This window comes from Streptomyces sp. NPDC017993 (assembly GCF_044328065.1).
Lineage (GTDB): Bacteria > Actinomycetota > Actinomycetes > Streptomycetales > Streptomycetaceae > Streptomyces.
Map to the genome: position 1 here is coordinate 34,932 of NZ_JBIRGO010000027.1, position 17,503 is coordinate 52,434.

Here is a 17,503-nt window from a genome sequence, read left to right on the forward strand (position 1 = left end):
GTTATTCCTCCCGGCTACGGGCGGTGCGGCGGCTGCTGGACGAGGAGGACTTGCGCGCCGGGCGTTCCGTCTCCTCGGCGGGCTCCTCGCGGCCCTTCTGGAAGGACTCGCTGAACGCCTCGACGGCGCCGGTCAGCGCTCCTTTCGACTTCCCCTTGGCGCCGCTCTCGGTTGCGTCCCCGACGATGTCGGTGAGCTGGCTCGGTGCCTTCCGGCCCGATTCCAGGTCGAGGCGGTTGCAGGCCTCGGCGAATCGCAGATAGGTGTCGACACTGGCGACGACGACACGGACATCGATCTTGAGGATTTCGATGCCGACCAGGGAGACCCGCACAAAGGCGTCAATGACGAGTCCGCGGTCGAGGATAAGCTCCAGCACATCGTAGAGATTGCCCGAGCCGCCACCGGTGTTGGGCGCGTTGGATTGCTGAACGACAGTCATGATCGATCTTCCCTTCCAGTTCTCCGGAGCGGGTCTTGGGGCCTTTTCGGGGACGCGGCAGGAACCTGCCGGATCACCTGTCGACCTGGCCCCGCGCATAGCGGCGTATTCGCTCGTATTCCAGGAGTTGCCCCTGGGCGTCGAGGGCGACGCGATAGGAGGCCATCACGCTGGAGGTGTCGGGGACCCGCTCGATCTCCACCACTTCCACGTCCGCCGACCAACCGTCTTCCGTGACCTTGAGCGCGGACACCGAAGCGGGTTCGCAGCCCAGCAACTCCGCGAGCTGCCCGGCGGCGTGCCGCATGGCCGTGGGGGCGGCGATACGCTCGGGGCGGCTCTTGTCTTCCTTGCTCTCCGTTGTCGCCATGATCCCGCCTGTCGTGCGTTGTAGGGGTGTTCTCGAACTACGGTCGGCCGTTCTGTTGGCGATGGAAGTCCGCGTGCCCCGGCGACTCGAACATATGCATCGCTCGGTGCCCGACGGGGTTTCCGCTTTCCGGAACCGGATCGTCAAAGAATCAACTGCTTTTCCTGTCGGCGCAGTTCACGGGACGACGGTGCGGTGAAATGCGTTGATCACCATGTGTGTGGGCTTCCCTGCCCCGCGTGCCGCTCGGTGCCGGCCGCCCGTCGACCGCTCCATGGCGGGCAGCCGAGGCGTGATCGCGAATGGGGAGGCGGCATGATCTCGGCCCCTGGTGCTCCGTGGCGTGTGCACCACGGAGAGTGCACGCTCCGACGTGTATTCAGCTTCAATCCCTCAGCTGGACTATGCGATGCAATGGTTCGGCGGTGAATGCAGTGGAGCTCGAAGTAATTCGGGGGAATGCGATGAACCGGGATTCCCTTTCCGTGCACCTTTCTCCCGCCGCACAGTCCCGCGGACCGGCTTCGGCCCCGAAGCCGGCCGCCCGACCCTGTACGAGTCCGGGGGTAGGGGCCGATCCTGGAGGGCGGAGCCGCGTTCACCAGGCAGCGAGGGGCGGGACATGAGCCGGTTGACGATCGCGATGCACCATGTGCGAGCCGCGCTGAGCGGCGCGCGGCGGCTCGGTGTCGACACTCTGCCGCTGCTGCAGGCTTCCCGCATTCCGCCGCTCCTGCTGGGCGACGACCGGGCCCGCGTCACGCCCGAGCAGTTCACCTGCCTGATCAAGGCGCTGCACCACGCGACGAACGACGAATTCCTCGGCCTCGGCCCCACTCCCAGCCGCCGTGGCACCTTCGCGATGATGTGCCACGCCTGCCTGGGCTGCCACGACCTCGGTGCGGTCCTCGACCGGGCGGCACGGTTCTACGGGCTCTTCCCCGGAGGGCCCGACCTGGCGATCGAGACGGTCACGGGCGGGGACGGCTCGGACGAGGCGGTCTTCTCGGTACGCAGTGATCTGCGCCCGTACGACGAAGGCCACTTCCTCTCCGAATGCCTCCTGATCATTTGGCACCGGCTCTCCAGCTGGCTCATCGGGCGGCGCATCCCGTTGCGCTGGGCGCAGTTCGCCTACGCGGCACCGGCGCACGCCCGGGAATACGAGGTGCTCTTCGGCTGCCCGGTGCGCTTCGGCGCGCGGCACACCGCAGCCGGCTGGGACGCGCGCTGGCTGGCCGCCCCCGTCGTCCGGGACGAGGCCGCGCTGGCGCGGATGCTGCGCCGGGCGCCGGCGGACCTGCTCAGCCGGCGCGACTACGGCACCACGGTCGCCGATCAAGTGCGCAGGACCCTGGTCCAGGCGCTCCGGGCCGAGTCCGCGGCGCGTCTGCCGGACGTCTGTGAGGTCGCCGCGCGGCTGGCGGTCAGCCCGGCGACGCTGCGGCGCAGACTGCGGGCCGAGGCGACGTCGTACCAGCAGTTGAAGGACGCGGTACGCCGGGACGTGGCGATCGCCTCGCTCGTCGCCGGGCAGGAGCCGATCGCCGAGCTGGCGGCGCGGATCGGGTTCTCGGAGGACACCGCCTTCCTCCGTGCGTTCCGCCGCTGGACGGGGACGACCCCCGGTGCGTACCGGCTGAACGGACCGCCGCCCGCCACCCCGTCGTGCCCGGTCGGCGGCGGTCTTGAGGTCCGTGGTCAACAAAGCTGAGCGTTCCGGTCAGCGCCTTCCTTACCCGCGAGTCACTACGGTCACCCCAACCACCCCGACACACACGTCAGTTGGGAGAGCCGCATGCACCTTCGGTCCACAGTGCTCACCTTCGTCGCCGCCCTGTCCCTGTCCCTGGGCCTGACGGGCGCGAGCGCCGCGCCGGCCCAGCAGACGGCGAAGGACGCCCCCGGCGACATCGTGACCTCCTCGCCCACGTCCTTCCACCCCCTGCCCGGCCAACCCACCGCGACCCGGGCCTGGCACCTCACCTATCGCTCCACCACCGCCAAGGGCACCCCCACCACCGTCTCCGGCACGGTCATCGTCCCCAAGGACGGCCGAACCGGCCCGCGCCCGCTCATCACCTACGCCGTCGGGACGGTCGGGCTCGCGGACTCCTGCGCCCCCTCGGCAGGCTTCCCCAAGGGCACCACCGTCGAGGCCAACCTCATCCACCAGCTGACGGCCCGCGGCTGGGCCGTCGCGGTCACCGACTACGAAGGTCTGGGCACCCCCGGCGAGCACACCTACACCGTGGGCCGCGCCGAGGGTCAGGCGGTCCTGGACGCTGCCCGCGCCGCGCAGCGACTGCCGGAGGCGAGCGCGGCCGGCCTCACCAAGGACTCCCCGGTCGGCATCATGGGCTACTCCCAAGGCGGCCAGGCCACCAGCTGGGCAGCCGAACTGCACGCGTCCTACGCGCCCGAACTGAACGTCAAGGGCACCGCGACCGGCGGCGTCCCCGCCGATCTGCTGAAGGTCGCCGAAGCCAACGACGGAAACATCGGCGCCGGGCTGGTCCTGATGGCGGCCTCCGGCCAGAACGCCGCCTACCCGGAGCTGAACCTGGAGAAGTACCTCAACGAAAAGGGCCGCCACTACGTCGACTTCATGCGGAAGAACTGTGTGGCCATCGACACCGTCGCCGGGCTCTTCAAGAGGATCTCGGATGTGACGGTCAAGAACCCGCTGCACGAGCCGGACTGGCAGCGGCGGCTTCGCGCATCCCACCTCGGTACGGGGAAACCGGACGCGCCCGTGTACCTCTACCACGGAACTGCCGACGAACTCATTCCGTACGAGGTCGGCTCACAGCTGCGGGCCGACTGGTGCGGCAAGGGCGCCGACGTGCAATGGACGTCGATCCCCCTCGGTGAGCACGTGGTCGGCGCGATGGTGGGCTCCACACCGGCCGCCAACTGGCTCGCGGACCGATTCGCCGACAAGCGGACGCACAGCAACTGCGCCTGAACCGGCCCCGAACCGCCCACGACCCGAGCATGAATCGCGCCTGCCGCGCCGTTCGCCGAGGCGAGGGGACGGAGCCCCGTGGCATCCCGAGGGGGAACGCCACGGGGCTTGCGCACGCCAGGGGCGGAACGCCGTAGCCCGGACGCGTCCGTATCGGTCGTGCGCGCCCGGTGCCGACGCCGGGGGCGGATCAGGCTTTGCGCAGCAGGTCGGAACCGAACCAGTCGTCGTCCGTCCGTACGCCGGGCAAGGTGAAGAAGTAGCCGCCGCCGACCGGCGTGACGAACTCCGCCAGCGGCTCGCGCTCCAGCCGCTGCTGCACCGCGGCGAACTGCCGCTCCACGTTCTGCTGGTAGCCGCAGAAGGCCAGTCCGAGATCCATCCGCCCGTCTTTGTCGAACCCGCCGTCGTAGCTGTAGTTCCGCCGCAGGAAGAGCGAGTCGGCCGTCGCCGGGGTCCGCGGATTGGCCAGCCGGACATGGGAGTCGAGCGGAATCCGCCGGCCCTTCGGGTCGTTGCGGAAGTCGGGTACCTCGGTCTCGTCTCGACCGCCCAACGGCGCTCCGCTCGCCTTGTGCCGCCCGAAGATCCTCTCCTGGGCGGCGACCGGCAGCCGGTCCCACGCCTCGATGTGGAACCTGATCAGACGCAGCACCTGATAGCAGCCGCCGATGGCCCAGTCCGGCTCGCCGCACGGCGGCGTCACCCACAGCAGCCGGTCCCTCTCCGCGGCCGAGGAGACGTCCGGATTGGCGATCCCCTGCTTGAAACCGACGAAGCTGCGCGGCGCTCCCGAGGCCCGGGACGGGTTGAGGAAGCCGTCCGCCCGCCAGCGCAGCCGCATCAGGCCGGAGGTCTCCCGGGCCAGATCGCGCATGACCTCCACGACGGCGTCGCGGTGCTGTGCACAGATCTGCACCGACAGATCACCGTGGCTCCGTGACGGAACCAGCCGGTCGTCGGGGAAGGCCGGCATCGCCTTGAGGTGCCGGGGCCGTTGCGCGGTCAGGCCGAACCGGTCGTCGAAGAGGGACGCGCCCACGCCGAGCGTGATGCTCAGCGAGTCGGGCCCCGGCCGGTCCGCCGCGAGGGCCTCGTCCTCGGGCCGTGTCCCGGCAACCAGGGCACGGGCCCGCTCGGTGACCTTCTTGAACAGCTCGGTGAGCTGCGAAGCGTTCTCCGCCTGCACGTCGAAGGCGAGGAAGCCGGCGAAGAGCTGCTGCGGGGTCACGATGCCGGCCTGATGGCGCCCGTGGAACGGGATCCTGTCAGGCGACACCTGCGGGCCCACGGCCGGCCCGGCGAGGGGCACCCCCGCACCGGCGGCGTGTGCCTCCCCGCCGAGGCCGGCGGCGGCCGCCACACCGGCGATTCCCGCCGCGCACCTGAGGAACTCCCGACGCCCTTCGTCCCGCGCTGCGGTACGGCCTTCGCCGGTCCGGTCACGTCTCATGGTCCTGCCATCCCTGACTGCGTCATCGGGCACCCAGCCGCCTGCGTACCTCTGCGTGATGGTCTCCACCTCCGGTGGGAAGGGCGGGAGCAACACGGTCCCGACGCCCGATATCACGCCCGGGTGCGCCACCGGCTACCCCGATCGGCCCCGGCCGGCGCCGCGGCGGTTCGCCGTGCGGCACTTGACCGGCGCCCGCACGGATGGCGCACACGGACCCGGCCTCCACGCGACAGCCCGTCCCCGCGCTCCTATCGTCGGGCCTGTGACCTGCCCGAACGCGCTGCGGAAGAACACCCGGGGCCGGCCGACCCCCTGAGCACGGCACGCCATCGAGCCCACGGACCCTCACATGAGCCAACCCGCTGAAGCCCCTCCCGACCTTCTGCGCATCGAGAAGGGCCATGCCGAGCCCGAGGAACTCGCGGCGCTCACCGTCGTGCTGTGCGCCGGCCTGACGCTGTCGCACGCCGCCACAGACTGGTACCAGCGCGCCGAGGGGACCGCCGGGCGGCAGCGCGCGGCGCACACCGCCTGTTGGTCGGGCTGCTGGACGTGCGGCTGACCGGCCGGCGGGTCAGCGTCGTGAAGCGCAAGTCACGTGCCAGAAATATGATGAATGCGGCAATGGTGGGCTCTCGAGGGTCCATCGGAGCGGATGCGTCGGTCGCGGCCGGGCCCCGTCGGAGCCAGGCCCGGTCGCTTCCGGCAGCGGAACTCGTTCACGTCAGGAGGGCAGCTCGGATTTGCCGCGCGGCGCACCCCCGTAGTGGCCCATGAAGTGATGCACCTGGGAGCGGTCCATGGCTCGGCGTCGTCCTCCGAGGTCGGCGAGCGCCGACGACCTGCTGACCACGCTCGGGCAGCTGACCGCCCGGGCGCGGGAGGGGGCTGAGCTTCACCAGGCCCGGGTGGAACTCGCCGAGGCCCTGCAACGCGAGATGCTGCCGGCGGCGCTGCCGGTGCTGCCGGGGCTGCGGACCGCCGCCACCTACGCGCCCGCCCGCAGTGGCCTCGACATCGGCGGCGACTGGTTCGACGGTTTCCCGCTGCCCGACGGGGCGCTCGCCTTCTCCATCGGCGATGTCCAGGGACACGACGTCGAGGCGGCCGCCTTCATGGGACAGATCCGGATCGGGCTGCGCGCCGTGGCCGCCCACGCCGCCGACCCCGGAGAGGTGCTGAGCCGGGCCAACGACCTGCTCTTGTCGGTGGACTGCGGCCTCTTCGCCACCTGCACGTTCCTGCGCTTCGACCCGGTCGCCTGGGAGGTGTCGAGCGCCCGGGCCGGCCATGTGCCCGGCGTCTGGGCGACGGTCGACGGCAGGTACGGCCTTGCCGAGGATGCCGGGGGACTGCCCCTCGGCGTCATGGCGGGCGAGCAGTACCCGGTGACGCGTCGAAGGCTCACCACCGCCGGGGCGTTCGTGCTCCTCACCGACGGCGTGGTCGAGGGTCCGTCGTTCCCGATCGAGGCGGGGCTGGCGCAGGTGAGCCGCCTGGTCAGCGACCGGGCCGGCGACGATCCGGCCGTGGTGGCCGACGCGGTGATGAGCGTCGCGGAGTTCACCGGGCACACGGACGACGCCGCGGTGATCGTCCTGCGCTACGACGCGGCGGACGGAGCGGGGTGAAGCGAGGGCCGGGCGCGCGTGTCGCGGCCGATGCCGGAGCGTCGGCATTGTCTGATGGCTGACGTGGTGCGCACCGAGGAAGTCCGGCGTCTCGCTCCAGCAGTCCTGAAAATCCTCGTACTCGCCGCCGTCTACTACGCGTCCGCACGGGTCGGCCTGCTGGAGCAGGTGGTGATCGAAGGGGTTGTGGTGACCCCGCTGTGGCCGCCCACCGGCATCGCGCTGAGCTGTCTGCTCTACCTGGGCCTTTCGACGTGGCCGGGTATCGCGCTCGGCACTCTCTTCGTCATCCTGAGTCTGGGCCCGCTCTCCTACGCGACCCTGGGGATCATCGCGGGCAACACCCTCGCGCCCGTGTGCGCCTGCCTGATGCTCAGGGCGGTGGACTTCCACCTCGCACTGGACCGGCTGCGGGACGGGATCGCGTTGGTGACCCTCGGGGCCTTCGGCGGCATGCTGATCAGCGCGACCGTGGGCAGCGGCGTGCAATGGCTGGCGGGCTCGCTGCCGTCGAGCGGCTTCTGGCCGACGTGGGCGGCGTGGTGGGTCGGCGACGCGATGGGCGTGCTCGTGATCACCCCGCTCCTGCTCGTCTTCCGTACGGTCAGAAGGCCCCGCGACCTGCGCCCCTACCGGTGGATCGAGGCGACCCTGCTGGCGGTCTGCTCCGCTTCCGTCGCGCTTTTGGCGACCCGGAGCCCGCTGGCGATGCTCTTCCTGGTCTTTCCGTTGATCGTGTGGGCCGCCCTGCGATTCCAGCTCGCGGGCGCGGCACCGTGTGTGCTGCTGGTGTCCGTGCTGGCGATCTCGGCGGCCAAGAGCCGCAGCGGGCCCTTCTCCGGCCAGAGTCTGCTGGAGGCCATGGTCAATCTCCAGGCCCTCAACGGCTCCGCGGCGCTCACGGCGCTGCTGCTGTCGGCGATCGTCACCGAGCAGAACAGCGTCCGGCGGAAGATCGAGCAGGCATGCAAGGACCTTGCGGAAGTGGTGGAACGGCTCGCGCCGGGGGAGACCATGCGACGGTGGCCGCCGGAAGGCGAGGACCGATGACGTACGGCCGCTCGGCGGCTGTGTGCGAGCGCCCCGGCCTCGTCAGCCGTCGAGCAGTTCCCCGAGGTCGTAGTTGACCGGCTCCTCCAGCTGGGCGTAGGTGCAGCTGTCCGGCGTCCGGTCCGGGCGCCAGTTGCGGAATTGGGCCGTATGGCGGAACCGGTCGCCTTCCATGTGGTCGTACGCGACCTCGCAGACCCGCTCCGGGCGCAGCGGCACCCAGGACAGGTCCTTGCCGCCGCTCCACCGGCTGGGTCCGCCGGGCATCCGCTTGGATGCGTGGGCCGCCTCGTCGGCCCAGTCGCCCCAGGGGTGTCCCGCCACCTCGTCCATCCGCAGCGGCTCCAGCTCCTCGACCAGCGCGCGCCGCTTCGCCATCGGGAACGACGCGCACACCCCGACGTGCTGCAACCGCCCCTCGCTGTCATGCAGCCCCAGCAGCAGGGAGCCGACCACGGGGCCGCTCTTGTGGAAGCGGTAGCCCGCGACGACGCAGTCGGCGGTACGGGCGTGCTTGATCTTGAACATGGCCCGGTCGCCCGGCCGGTAGGGCAGGTGCAGCGGCTTGGCGACCACCCCGTCAAGACCGGCCCCTTCGAACTGGTCGAACCAGGTCCGCGCCAGCTCCTGGTCGGTGGTGGCGGGGGCGGTGTACACCGGCGGCCCGGCCGACGCGAGCGCCGCCACCAGGGCTTCCCTGCGGGCCGACTGCGGCTCGTCCAGCAGTGAATCCGAGCCGAGGGCCAGCAGATCGAAGCCCACGAGCGAGGCGGGTGTCCGCTCGGCGAGCGTACGGACCCGGGAGTCGGCCGGGTGGATGCGCTCCAGCAGCTCCTCGAAGTGCAGCCGGCCGTCATGGGCGATGACGATCTCACCGTCGAGGACGCACCGCGGCGGCAGCTCGGCCCGCGCCGCGGCCACCACCTCGGGGAAGTAACGGGTCAGGGACTTCGTCGTGCGGCTGGCGATCTCGATGTCGTCGCCATCCCGGAAGACGATGACGCGGAAGCCGTCCCACTTGGCCTCGTACTGCATGCCGGCGGGGATGTCGGCCACCAGCTTCGCGAGCATGGGGGAGACCGGGGGCATGACAGGCAGATCCATGGTTCCGATCCTGCGCGGAGTGCCGCGATCCCGCGCGCTGGGCCGCCGCTCCGGCCACCGCGCCCAGCGTGCCTCACGTCGCTCCCGGCGCGCGGCACCGCCCCACGCAATTTAGCGTTGAGGCATGGCCGCAGGAGCTGTTGAGCTGGACGTCGCCGGACGCACGGTGCGTCTGTCGCACCCCGACAAGACGTACTACCCGGAGCGTGGTTTCACCAAGATGGACGTCGCGCAGTACTACCTCGCCGTCGCGGACGGGGTGCTGCGTGGAGTGCGCGACCGGCCCACCACCATGCAGCGCTTCCCCGATGGCGTCGAGGGCGAGTTCTTCTACCAGAAGCGGGCACCGAAGGGGCTGCCGGAATGGCTGCCCACCGCACGTATCGCGTTCCCGAGCGGACGGTTCGCCGACGAGATGTGCCCCACGGAGCCCGCCGCGGTGCTCTGGGCGGCCAACCTGGGCTGTCTGACGTTCCACCCCTGGCCGGTGCGTCGCGGTGACACCGAGCACCCCGACGAGCTGCGGATCGACCTCGACCCGCAGCCCGGCACGGGCTTCGCCGACGCCGCACGGGCCGCCCACGAACTGCGTGCCCTGCTGACCGAGCTGGGGCTGCGTGGCTGGCCCAAGACGTCCGGCGGCCGCGGTGTCCACGTCTACGTACCGATCCGGCCCGAATGGACATTCACCGAGGTCAGGCGGTCGGCGATCGCGCTCGCCCGGGCCTTGGAGCGCCGGCTGCCCGAGCTGGTGACGTCCGCCTGGTGGAAGGAGGAACGCGGCGAGAAGGTGTTCGTGGACTACAACCAGATGGCCCGGGACCGGACCATCGCCTCGCCCTACTCGCTGCGGTCCAGGCCGCGGGCGACGGTCTCCACCCCGCTGCACTGGGAGGAGCTGTCCGACGTCGAGCCGGAGGACTTCGACCTGCTGACCGTCCCGCCGCGGTTTGCCGAACTCGGCGATCTGCACGCCGAGATGGAGGACCACGCCTTCGGGCTGGAGTCGGTCCTGGAACTCGCCGACCGGCAGGCGGCGGACGACGGGCTGGGCGAGATGCCGTATCCGCCCGACCATCCGAAGATGCCGGGGGAGCCGTCCCGGGTCCAGCCGAGCCGGGCCAAGAAGAAGTGAGCGCTCCTTGCTCTGACGGAGGTCCCCTGCCGGACAACGAGCAATGCACGCACGGGAGTTGAGAGGGGACTCGCTCGCCGCGTGATGGATCACCCGGCGAACGCCCCGGAGCCCCACCCCCAGGCCGGGCCGTCAACGTCCTGCCTGGCTCACGACGCCTGGCACGGCCCGGACAAGAGGTTCAGCCCGGTCACGACTAGGGAACCGGCCGGTTCTCCTCGTGCTCGCGCACCGCGTCCAGCCGCTCCCGCACCCAGCTCTCCACATCGCTGACGTGGCGGGTCGCCGCGGTGAACGCGCCCAGGCTGTCGTGCGCGCTCAGAGCGGTATAGATGTCCATGTGCTGCTGGTGGGTCCAGGACAGCACATCGCTCTTGACCAGGGCCCGCCAGATACGGGCCCGGGCGGTCAGCTGGCTGACCGAGGACACCAGGGACTGCAGGGTGAGGTTTCCCGTCGCCGCCACGATGTCCGCATGGAACGCCAGGTCCTCACGGACCAGCTCCTCGGGATCCTGGAGCGTGCGCATTCGCTCGATCCGCTCCCGCAGGCCGGCCAGCGCCCGGTCGTCGATCCGGGTGGCGGCCAGCGCGGTCGCGCCTGGTTCCAGCACCTTGCGGCACTCGAACATCTCGCCGATGCCGGTGTCCTGGGCGAGTTCGAGGAAGCTGCCGATGGCGTTGAGCAGGCGGTCCGGCCGCAGGTCGGTGACGAAGGTGCCGTCGCCGCGGCGCACTTCGAGCACTCCGGCCATGGCGAGCGCGCGCACCGCCTCGCGGAGGGACGGACGCGACAGCTGAAGCTCCGCGGCGAGCGTCGCCTCGGGAGGCAGCCGGTGCCCGGGGGCGAACTCGCCGGTCTCGATACGGCGCTTGAGCAGGCCGATCGCCTCGTCGACGACACTCCCGACGCCGCCGCCCCCGTCTTTTCTCGATGCCATGGCCTCAGGATGTCATCCCGGCCCATACCGGGCCGTCGGGGTAGCGGTGGGCCCGCAGGGTCTCGCGGCGGATCTGCGCGCTGTACCCGGGAGCCTCCGGCACCAGGTAGCGCGAGCCGCGGATGCGTACCGGGTCCTGGAAGTGCTCGTGCAGATGGTCGACGTACTCGATGACGCGATCGTCCATGCTTCCGCTGACGGCGATGTAGTCGAAGATCGACAGGTGCTGGACCAGCTCGCACAGGCCCACCCCGCCGGCGTGCGGGCAGACCGGCACCCCGTGCGCGGCGGCCAGCAGCAGGGCGGCGACCGCCTCGTTGACGCCACCCAGCCGGCAGGCGTCGATCTGGCAGATGCCGATCGCCTCGGCCTGCAGGAACTGTTTGAACATCACGGCGTTGTGGGCGTGTTCGCCGGTCGCGACATGGGTGGGAGCGATGCTCCGGGCGATCGCCGCGTGGCCCAGGATGTCGTCGGGGCTGGTGGGCTCCTCGAACCACCAGATGTCGAACTCGGCCAGCGCGTCCATCCACGCGATCGCCTCGTCGACCCCCAGCGTCTGGTTGGCGTCGATCATCAGCCGTCGGCCGGGACCGATGATCTTGCGGGCGATGCGGCAGCGCCGTACGTCGTCGGCCAGATCCGCGCCGACCTTCAGCTTGACCGCGTCCCAGCCCTGCTCGACCGCCTCCTGGCAGAGCCGGGTCAGTTTGGCGTCGTCGTAGCCGAGCCAGCCGGCGCTCGTGGTGTACGCGGGGTAGCCCTGCCGGCGGACCAGGGACTCGCGTTCGGCGCGGCCCGGCATCCGGGCCTCCAGCATCTCCAGCGCGGCGTCGGGCGTCAGCGCGTCCTTGAGGTAGCGCCAGTCGACCAGGTCGACCAGCTGCCGCGGTGAGAGGTCGGCGAGCAGTTTCCACACCGGCTTGCCCGCGAGCTTGCCGGCCAGGTCCCAGGCGGCATTGACCACCGCGGCGGTGCCGAGGTGGATGGCGCCCTTGTCCGGGCCCAGCCAGCGCAGTTGGCTGTCGCCCAGCAGGTGCCGGGAGAAGCCGCCCAGGTCGCCGACGATCTCCGCGACGGACATGCCGACGGCGCGCTCGCCGATGGCGCGGGCGGCCTGGACCGCGAGGTCGTTGCCCCGGCCGATGGTGAAGGTGAAGCCGTGCCCCTCGGCCACGTCGGCCGTGTGCTTGTCGCCGCCGGCGACATGCAGCACCACGTACGCGGCGGAGTAGTCCGGCGCCTCGTTCATCGCGTCGGAACCGTCGAGGTCGCGTGAGGTGGGGAAGCGGACGTCGATGGTCTCGACGTCGACGATACGAGCGGTCATCTGCACTCTCCTGTGACAGCGAACGGGTGTCCTGCGCAGGTCGGACGAGGAGCGGACTCGTGTCGGAGTGCGCCCCGCGAAACCCAACATGTCAGATGTCTGTGGTGGTTGCCAGATGTCACATCAAAGAAAAAGGCCGTTCACGCCCCTCTTGTCGACGTCGCAGGGGGCGGCTACGTTGCACCGGTCAGATGTCTCGGGGGTTGCCGTCAGATGTCTCGACCCGGCGTCATGGTCGCCCGTCGGGCCGGGACCGCTCGGTGAAAGTCTGCTCCGGCCCCTTCGAACTCCCGGCCGGATGTCCGGCGTCTGGCTCCCCACCGTTCCCCGTCACCCGACCGCCCACCCGTCAGCCTGTCCCGCAGGGAGGTTCGATGACCACGGCCGTCATCACCGCGGAGAGCGTGCGCCGGAAAGTGTCCCGGCGTCTGCTCCCCCCGCTGTTCGTCATGTTCGTGCTGAGTTTCCTGGACCGCACCAATGTCGCCCTGGTCAAAACCCATCTCGCCACGGACGTAGGGGTCTCCGCGGCCGCCTACGGCTTCGGCGCCGGCATCTTCTTCCTCGGCTACGCCATGCTCGGCGTGCCCTCGAACCTCGTACTCCACCGCATCGGGGCCCGCCGCTGGCTGTCGGTGATGATGCTCGCCTGGGGTGTCCTCTCCTGCGCGATGGCCCTGGTCAGCAGCCCGACCAGCTTCTACATCCTGCGCTTTCTGCTCGGCTCGGCCGAGGCCGGGTTCTTCCCCGGGGTGATCCTTTACCTCACCTACTGGTTCCCCGGGGCCGACCGCGGCAAGGCGACCGGCGTGTTCCAGTCGGCGGTGGCCATCGCCAGCCTCATCGGCAACCCCGCCGGCGGCTACCTCATCGGCCTGCACGGCCTGGGCGGACTCGCCGGCTGGCAATGGATGTTCCTCCTGGAGGGCCTGCCCACCGTCCTGCTCGCGGTGGCCATCCCCTGGCTGCTCACCGACCGCCCGGAACAGGCGACGTGGCTGACGCACGAGGAGCAGCGGCTGCTGTCCGACCGAATCGCCGCCGACCGGCCGGGGACCGACGCCAGACCACCCCGCGCCATCCGCGAGATCCTCTCCGACAGTCGCGTACTGCGCCTGATGTTCGTGTACTTCGCCATCCAGATCGGCGTCTACGGCGTCACTTTCTGGCTGCCCGCGCTGGTCGGGCGCATCGACGGCCTCTCCGACCTCGGTATCGGCTTCGTGTCGGCGGTTCCCTGGGTGTTCGCCCTGCTCGGCGTGCTCCTCCTGCCGTGGATCTCGGACCGCACGGGGGACCGGCGCGGACCGCTCCGGCTCGCCCTGGTGCTCACCGTCGTCGGGTTGATCGGCGCCGTGGTCCTGCCGCCGGTCGCCGCGATCGGCGCGCTCGGCGTCGCCGCCTTCGGGTTCCTGGGCGCCCAGCCGGTGTTCTGGCAGGTGCCGCCCACGATCCTCACCGGCGCCCAGATGGCCGGCACCATCGCGCTGATCTCCGGCTTCGGCAACCTCGGCGGGTTCCTCGGGCCGTATGTGATGGGCCTCGTCGAGACCGCCACCGGATCCGGCGCCGCCGGGCTGTACGCCATCGGCGCGGTGGTCGCCGCCGGGGCGGTGGTGGTCACCGGCTTCCGGTGGGTGGGCCGCGACGCGGGACGCCCCGCCTCGCCGGCCGGCGGGCCCACGGCCGATGTCGTCGACCAGAGCCCCCTCGGGCGGAGCGGGTGACAACCACCGACTCGCCGCCCCGGCCGAGGAGCGCCGCAACCCGGACGCCCCCTCCCGCCCCGGCTCGCCCCGTCGTCCACGGTGCACGGGGCGAGCGACAGCAGAGACCTTCGAGAAGGAGAGCCATGACGCGCATCGTGCGCTTCACCGACGACACCGCCACCGTGCACACCGGAATCGCCGACGACCGCGGCGGCATCCGCGCCTTCCCCGCGGGGACCCGGATCGCCGATCTGCTCCGGCTGCGCGCCGCCGAACTCCGCGAACTGACCGACACCACCGCGGCCGGCCGCGCGTCCCACACCGAGCGGGAGGTCCTTCTCCTGCCGCCGCTGGACGGGCGGATGGAGTTGTGGGCCGCGGGCGTCACCTACGAGCGCTCCCGCGAGGCGCGCGTCGCCGAGAGCACGGAGCAGACGGTCTACGAGCGGATCTACGACGCCGAGCGTCCGGAACTCTTCCTCAAGGCCGTGCCCTGGAGGGTCGTCACGGACGGCGAACCGATCGCCGTGCGGGACGACTCCGCGCTCGATGTGCCGGAGCCGGAGCTGGGCCTGATGGTGAACCGGTACGGCGAGACCGTCGGCTATCTGGTCGTCGACGATGTCAGTTCGCGCTCCATCGAAGGGGAGAACCCGCTCTACCTCCCGCAGGCCAAGATCTACGCCGGCAGCTGCGCGGTGTCCTCCGGCATCGTTCCGGCGTGGGAGATACCCGACGCCGAAGCGCTGGGGATCGCGCTCACGGTACGCAGGGGCGGCACCGTGGCGTACAAGGCAGCCACGTCCACGGCCGCCTTCCACCGGACGCCGGAGGAACTGGTCGGGTATCTGCGGCGCTGCCAGCCGTTCCCCGACGGAGTGGCGCTGTCCACCGGAACGGGAATCGTGCCCGACCTCGACTTCACCCTGAACGCGGGGGACGTCGTGGAGATCACCATCGACGGCGTCGGCACGCTCACCAACTTCGTCACCGCCGACCCGTCCGAGCTGAACTGGCTCGTCGAGGCGGCGGACGACCCGCTGGTGCGCCGCGTCCACCGCCGTTGGCGCTGACATCGTGCGCGCGGCCCGGATGTCACGCTCGCGTACGTCCCCGCCACTCGCCCGGTGGCGGGGACGGCCGACATCCGCGGTCACACCGTCGATTGCGTCATCGCCCTGCCGCCGGCTATCCCTTCGCCACCGTCGGCTCGCTGCTTCTCGGCGGCGAGCCGATCCCTGTCTCGCGACATGCGCCCCGGGGGTCCTGCCCGCAGCCTGGTGACATGGACGAGAAGCCACCGCAGGTGACCGTGCACCCGCCGGAGCCGGGCGGGGCGCGGCGGGTGACGGCCGGTGACCGCCGACTGGGGGTCGCCCACCGGATCGAGGACGTGGTGTCGCTCCTTCGGCACGTGGGGCTGGACGAGGTGGAGGTCGAGGAGACCGACCTCATCGACTGGCAAGGCGGTGGCCCCGAGGAATGGGGCGGGTAGCCGGTCTCAGCGGGCGGCGGTGAACTCCCGCTCGGCCTGGCTGCGCAGTTCCTTCTTGTCCGGCTTTCCGGCATCGGTGAGCGGCAGCGCGTCGGTGAACGTGACGCGTGCCGGTTCGTACATCGCGCCGCGCGCCGAGCAGACCATGGCGCGCAGTTCCCGATCGTCGACTCCGCTGCCGGGCGCCCGCACCACCACCGCGTGCACCTGTTCGGTGCGGTCGGCGTCGCGCACGCCGAAGACGGCGCTCTGCAGCACGTCCGGGTGGGTGTTCAGCAGGTCTTCGAGTTCGGTGGTGTACACGTGGCCGCCGACCACGACGATCATGTCCTTGAGCCGGTCGACGATGGTCAAGTACCCCTCGCCGTCGAGGTGTCCGACGTCTCCGGTGTGCAGCCAGCCGTCCCGCAGGACTTCGGCGGTCAGCTCGGGCTGCTTCCAGTAGCCCTGCATGACCATGGGGGAGCGCACGCAGATCTCGCCGTGCTCGCCCGCCGGAAGGTCGCGGCCCGAGGTGTCGCGAATCGCCACCTCGACCCCGGGCACGACCTTCCCTGCGGACCGCAGCCGGTCCGGCCGCAGCGGGTCGTGGTCCTCGGGTGCCAGCACGCTGATACCGCCCGCCTCGTTCTGCCCGTAGCCCTGGACGAGCACCGGGCCGAAGGCACGCACCGCGTCGGCGATGCGGGCGGGGGACGCCTGGCAGCCGCCGTAGGTGAGGGTGCGCAGGCTGGAGGTGTCGGTGTGCGGCGCGTCCGGGTGGTCCATCAGCTGATAGAGCAGCGGCGGCAGGAGGAAGAGGTCGGTGATGCGTTCGCGCTCGATGGCGGCGAGGGCCGTCGCCGGGTCGAAGTCGTCGAGGAGCACCACCGTGCCGCCCGAGTTGATCGTGCTGTCCGCCATCATGCCCGCGGCGTGCGCGAGGGTCGTGCACACCAGCTGGCGGCGCTCACCGACAGGCAGGTCGGACGGCGCGCCGCGGAACCAGCGAGCCTGCGCGAAGGTGGTGCAGATGCCCTTGGGGTGGCCGGTGGTGCCCCCGGTGTGGCGGATGGTGCACACGTCCTGCGGCTGCGCCCGGCCGGGGAGCGGCTCGCCGCTCTGCGCGGCGGCCAGCTCCAGCAGGTCCGTGCCCGTCTTCGCGGGGCCGAGTGTGAGAACGACCGGAACCGGCGCCGAGCCCGCTATCTCCGCGGCCCGCTCCGCCATGCGGGGGTCCACGATCAGGGCGTTGGTCTCGACGTCGCGGACGATGGCGGCCTGGGCGTCGGCGGAGAGCTTGTTGTAGAGGTGGTTGACGCGGGCGCCGATCAGGTTGGCCGCGTAGCGGGCGGCGATGGTCTCCGGCAGGTTGCCACTCAGCAGGGTGACGGTCTGCCCCCGGTCGACCCCTTGGGCGCTCAGCGCCCTGGCCATCCGGTAGACCAGCTCGCGGAACTCGCCCGCGCTGACCCGCCGGCCCTGGTGGACCAGGGTCTCGCGGACGGGGTCGGCGCTCAGTGCGTCAAGGTTCTCCTCCACGTAGGTGCGGAAGGTCCGGGCATCTGCTGACATGTAGGGGGTTCCTCCTGACGCCGGCGTGCTCGTGCCGTACGCCGGCGGTGCGGTATGCAGGGGTTTTAGTTGCTAGAGGCAACTAAAGTCAGGTTAGCGCTTAGTGATCGACTTCTCCAAGTCGGGCGATGTCCCGGCGCACCTCGCCACTTGGCGTTCACCGGGTGAAGGCCGTGGCCACCACCGCGGCGGTGCCCGTCCGGTGGACCGACGGTGTGGGACGTGCTCGCATCAGGTGAAAGAAGCGAAGGAGCGCTCCCTCTCCCTGCGGGTCCGTCCCGCGTGGAGGGATGATGGAGGGCAGCGGAAGCACGGCGGG

The 17,503-nt window shown here is 70.9% G+C and carries 16 protein-coding genes; 9 read left to right on the forward strand and 7 right to left on the reverse strand.

All coding sequences use genetic code 11. The annotated features are described in order from the left end of the window. Position 1 precedes the first annotated feature (1 nt). Positions 2 to 442 carry a gas vesicle structural protein GvpA gene (locus ACH4FH_RS34365; RefSeq protein ID WP_398559873.1) on the reverse strand — a complete coding sequence of 147 codons (441 nt, stop codon included), beginning with the start codon at positions 440 to 442 and terminating at the stop codon, positions 2 to 4. A gap of 73 nt (positions 443 to 515) precedes the next feature. Beyond that, entirely contained in the window at positions 516 to 812 is a 297-nt protein-coding gene (locus ACH4FH_RS34370; RefSeq protein ID WP_398559874.1) for a gas vesicle protein, read from the reverse strand. Between the two features lie 622 nt (positions 813 to 1,434). On the opposite strand from ACH4FH_RS34370, the gene ACH4FH_RS34375 reads away from it, so the two are divergent. After that, complete coding sequence (locus tag ACH4FH_RS34375; protein ID WP_398559875.1) at positions 1,435 to 2,526, forward strand: AraC family transcriptional regulator; 1,092 nt, start codon at positions 1,435 to 1,437, stop codon at positions 2,524 to 2,526. A gap of 84 nt (positions 2,527 to 2,610) precedes the next feature. Next, positions 2,611 to 3,780, forward strand: a complete 1,170-nt coding sequence (locus ACH4FH_RS34380; protein WP_398559876.1) for a lipase family protein — start codon at positions 2,611 to 2,613, stop codon at positions 3,778 to 3,780. Positions 3,781 to 3,970: 190 nt separating this feature from the next. On the opposite strand, the gene ACH4FH_RS34385 is transcribed toward ACH4FH_RS34380, so the two are convergent. Continuing rightward, the gene (locus tag ACH4FH_RS34385; RefSeq protein WP_398559877.1) at positions 3,971 to 5,233 is read right to left on the reverse strand and encodes a Dyp-type peroxidase; all 1,263 of its coding nucleotides are present in this window, start codon (positions 5,231 to 5,233) and stop codon (positions 3,971 to 3,973) included. 352 nt (positions 5,234 to 5,585) lie between these two features. On the opposite strand from ACH4FH_RS34385, the gene ACH4FH_RS34390 reads away from it, so the two are divergent. The 3 genes from ACH4FH_RS34390 (at position 5,586) to ACH4FH_RS34400 (ending at position 7,917) form a co-directional block, all read left to right on the forward strand. After that, on the forward strand, positions 5,586 to 5,798 hold the full coding sequence (locus tag ACH4FH_RS34390; RefSeq protein WP_398559878.1) for an acyl-CoA carboxylase subunit epsilon: 213 nt from the start codon (positions 5,586 to 5,588) through the stop codon (positions 5,796 to 5,798). Positions 5,799 to 6,036: 238 nt separating this feature from the next. Next, complete coding sequence (locus tag ACH4FH_RS34395) at positions 6,037 to 6,867, forward strand: PP2C family protein-serine/threonine phosphatase (RefSeq protein WP_398559879.1); 831 nt, start codon at positions 6,037 to 6,039, stop codon at positions 6,865 to 6,867. A 63-nt stretch (positions 6,868 to 6,930) separates the two neighbouring features. Continuing rightward, on the forward strand, positions 6,931 to 7,917 hold the full coding sequence (locus tag ACH4FH_RS34400; protein ID WP_398559924.1) for an MASE1 domain-containing protein: 987 nt from the start codon (positions 6,931 to 6,933) through the stop codon (positions 7,915 to 7,917). A gap of 42 nt (positions 7,918 to 7,959) precedes the next feature. On the opposite strand, the gene ACH4FH_RS34405 is transcribed toward ACH4FH_RS34400, so the two are convergent. Beyond that, entirely contained in the window at positions 7,960 to 9,021 is a 1,062-nt protein-coding gene (locus tag ACH4FH_RS34405) for an ATP-dependent DNA ligase (RefSeq protein ID WP_398559880.1), read from the reverse strand. Positions 9,022 to 9,145: 124 nt separating this feature from the next. Between ACH4FH_RS34405 and ligD the strand changes: the two genes are divergently transcribed. Next, positions 9,146 to 10,156, forward strand: a complete 1,011-nt coding sequence (gene ligD, locus ACH4FH_RS34410) for a non-homologous end-joining DNA ligase (protein WP_398559881.1) — start codon at positions 9,146 to 9,148, stop codon at positions 10,154 to 10,156. Between the two features lie 196 nt (positions 10,157 to 10,352). Here the strand turns inward: ligD and ACH4FH_RS34415 are convergent, their stop codons facing one another. Both ACH4FH_RS34415 and ACH4FH_RS34420 read right to left on the reverse strand, forming a co-directional pair. Next, entirely contained in the window at positions 10,353 to 11,096 is a 744-nt protein-coding gene (locus ACH4FH_RS34415; RefSeq protein WP_398559882.1) for a FadR/GntR family transcriptional regulator, read from the reverse strand. Between the two features lie 4 nt (positions 11,097 to 11,100). Beyond that, positions 11,101 to 12,426, reverse strand: coding sequence for an enolase C-terminal domain-like protein (locus ACH4FH_RS34420; RefSeq protein WP_398559883.1), 1,326 nt, complete (start codon positions 12,424 to 12,426; stop codon positions 11,101 to 11,103). A gap of 374 nt (positions 12,427 to 12,800) precedes the next feature. Here ACH4FH_RS34420 and ACH4FH_RS34425 point away from each other — a divergent pair, with 374 nt between their 5' ends. The 3 genes from ACH4FH_RS34425 to ACH4FH_RS34435 all read left to right on the forward strand — a co-directional run bounded on the left by ACH4FH_RS34425 (position 12,801) and on the right by ACH4FH_RS34435 (position 15,630). Next, positions 12,801 to 14,153, forward strand: a complete 1,353-nt coding sequence (locus tag ACH4FH_RS34425; protein WP_398559884.1) for an MFS transporter — start codon at positions 12,801 to 12,803, stop codon at positions 14,151 to 14,153. 125 nt (positions 14,154 to 14,278) lie between these two features. Then, positions 14,279 to 15,208 (forward strand): fumarylacetoacetate hydrolase family protein, encoded by a 930-nt coding sequence (locus ACH4FH_RS34430; protein ID WP_398559885.1) that lies wholly within the window; start codon positions 14,279 to 14,281, stop codon positions 15,206 to 15,208. A gap of 212 nt (positions 15,209 to 15,420) precedes the next feature. Continuing rightward, positions 15,421 to 15,630 carry a hypothetical protein gene (locus tag ACH4FH_RS34435; protein WP_398559886.1) on the forward strand — a complete coding sequence of 70 codons (210 nt, stop codon included), beginning with the start codon at positions 15,421 to 15,423 and terminating at the stop codon, positions 15,628 to 15,630. Between the two features lie 6 nt (positions 15,631 to 15,636). Here ACH4FH_RS34435 and ACH4FH_RS34440 read toward each other — a convergent pair whose 3' ends face one another. Continuing rightward, positions 15,637 to 17,184, reverse strand: coding sequence for an AMP-binding protein (locus ACH4FH_RS34440; protein ID WP_398559887.1), 1,548 nt, complete (start codon positions 17,182 to 17,184; stop codon positions 15,637 to 15,639). Between the last annotated feature and the right edge of the window lie 319 nt (positions 17,185 to 17,503).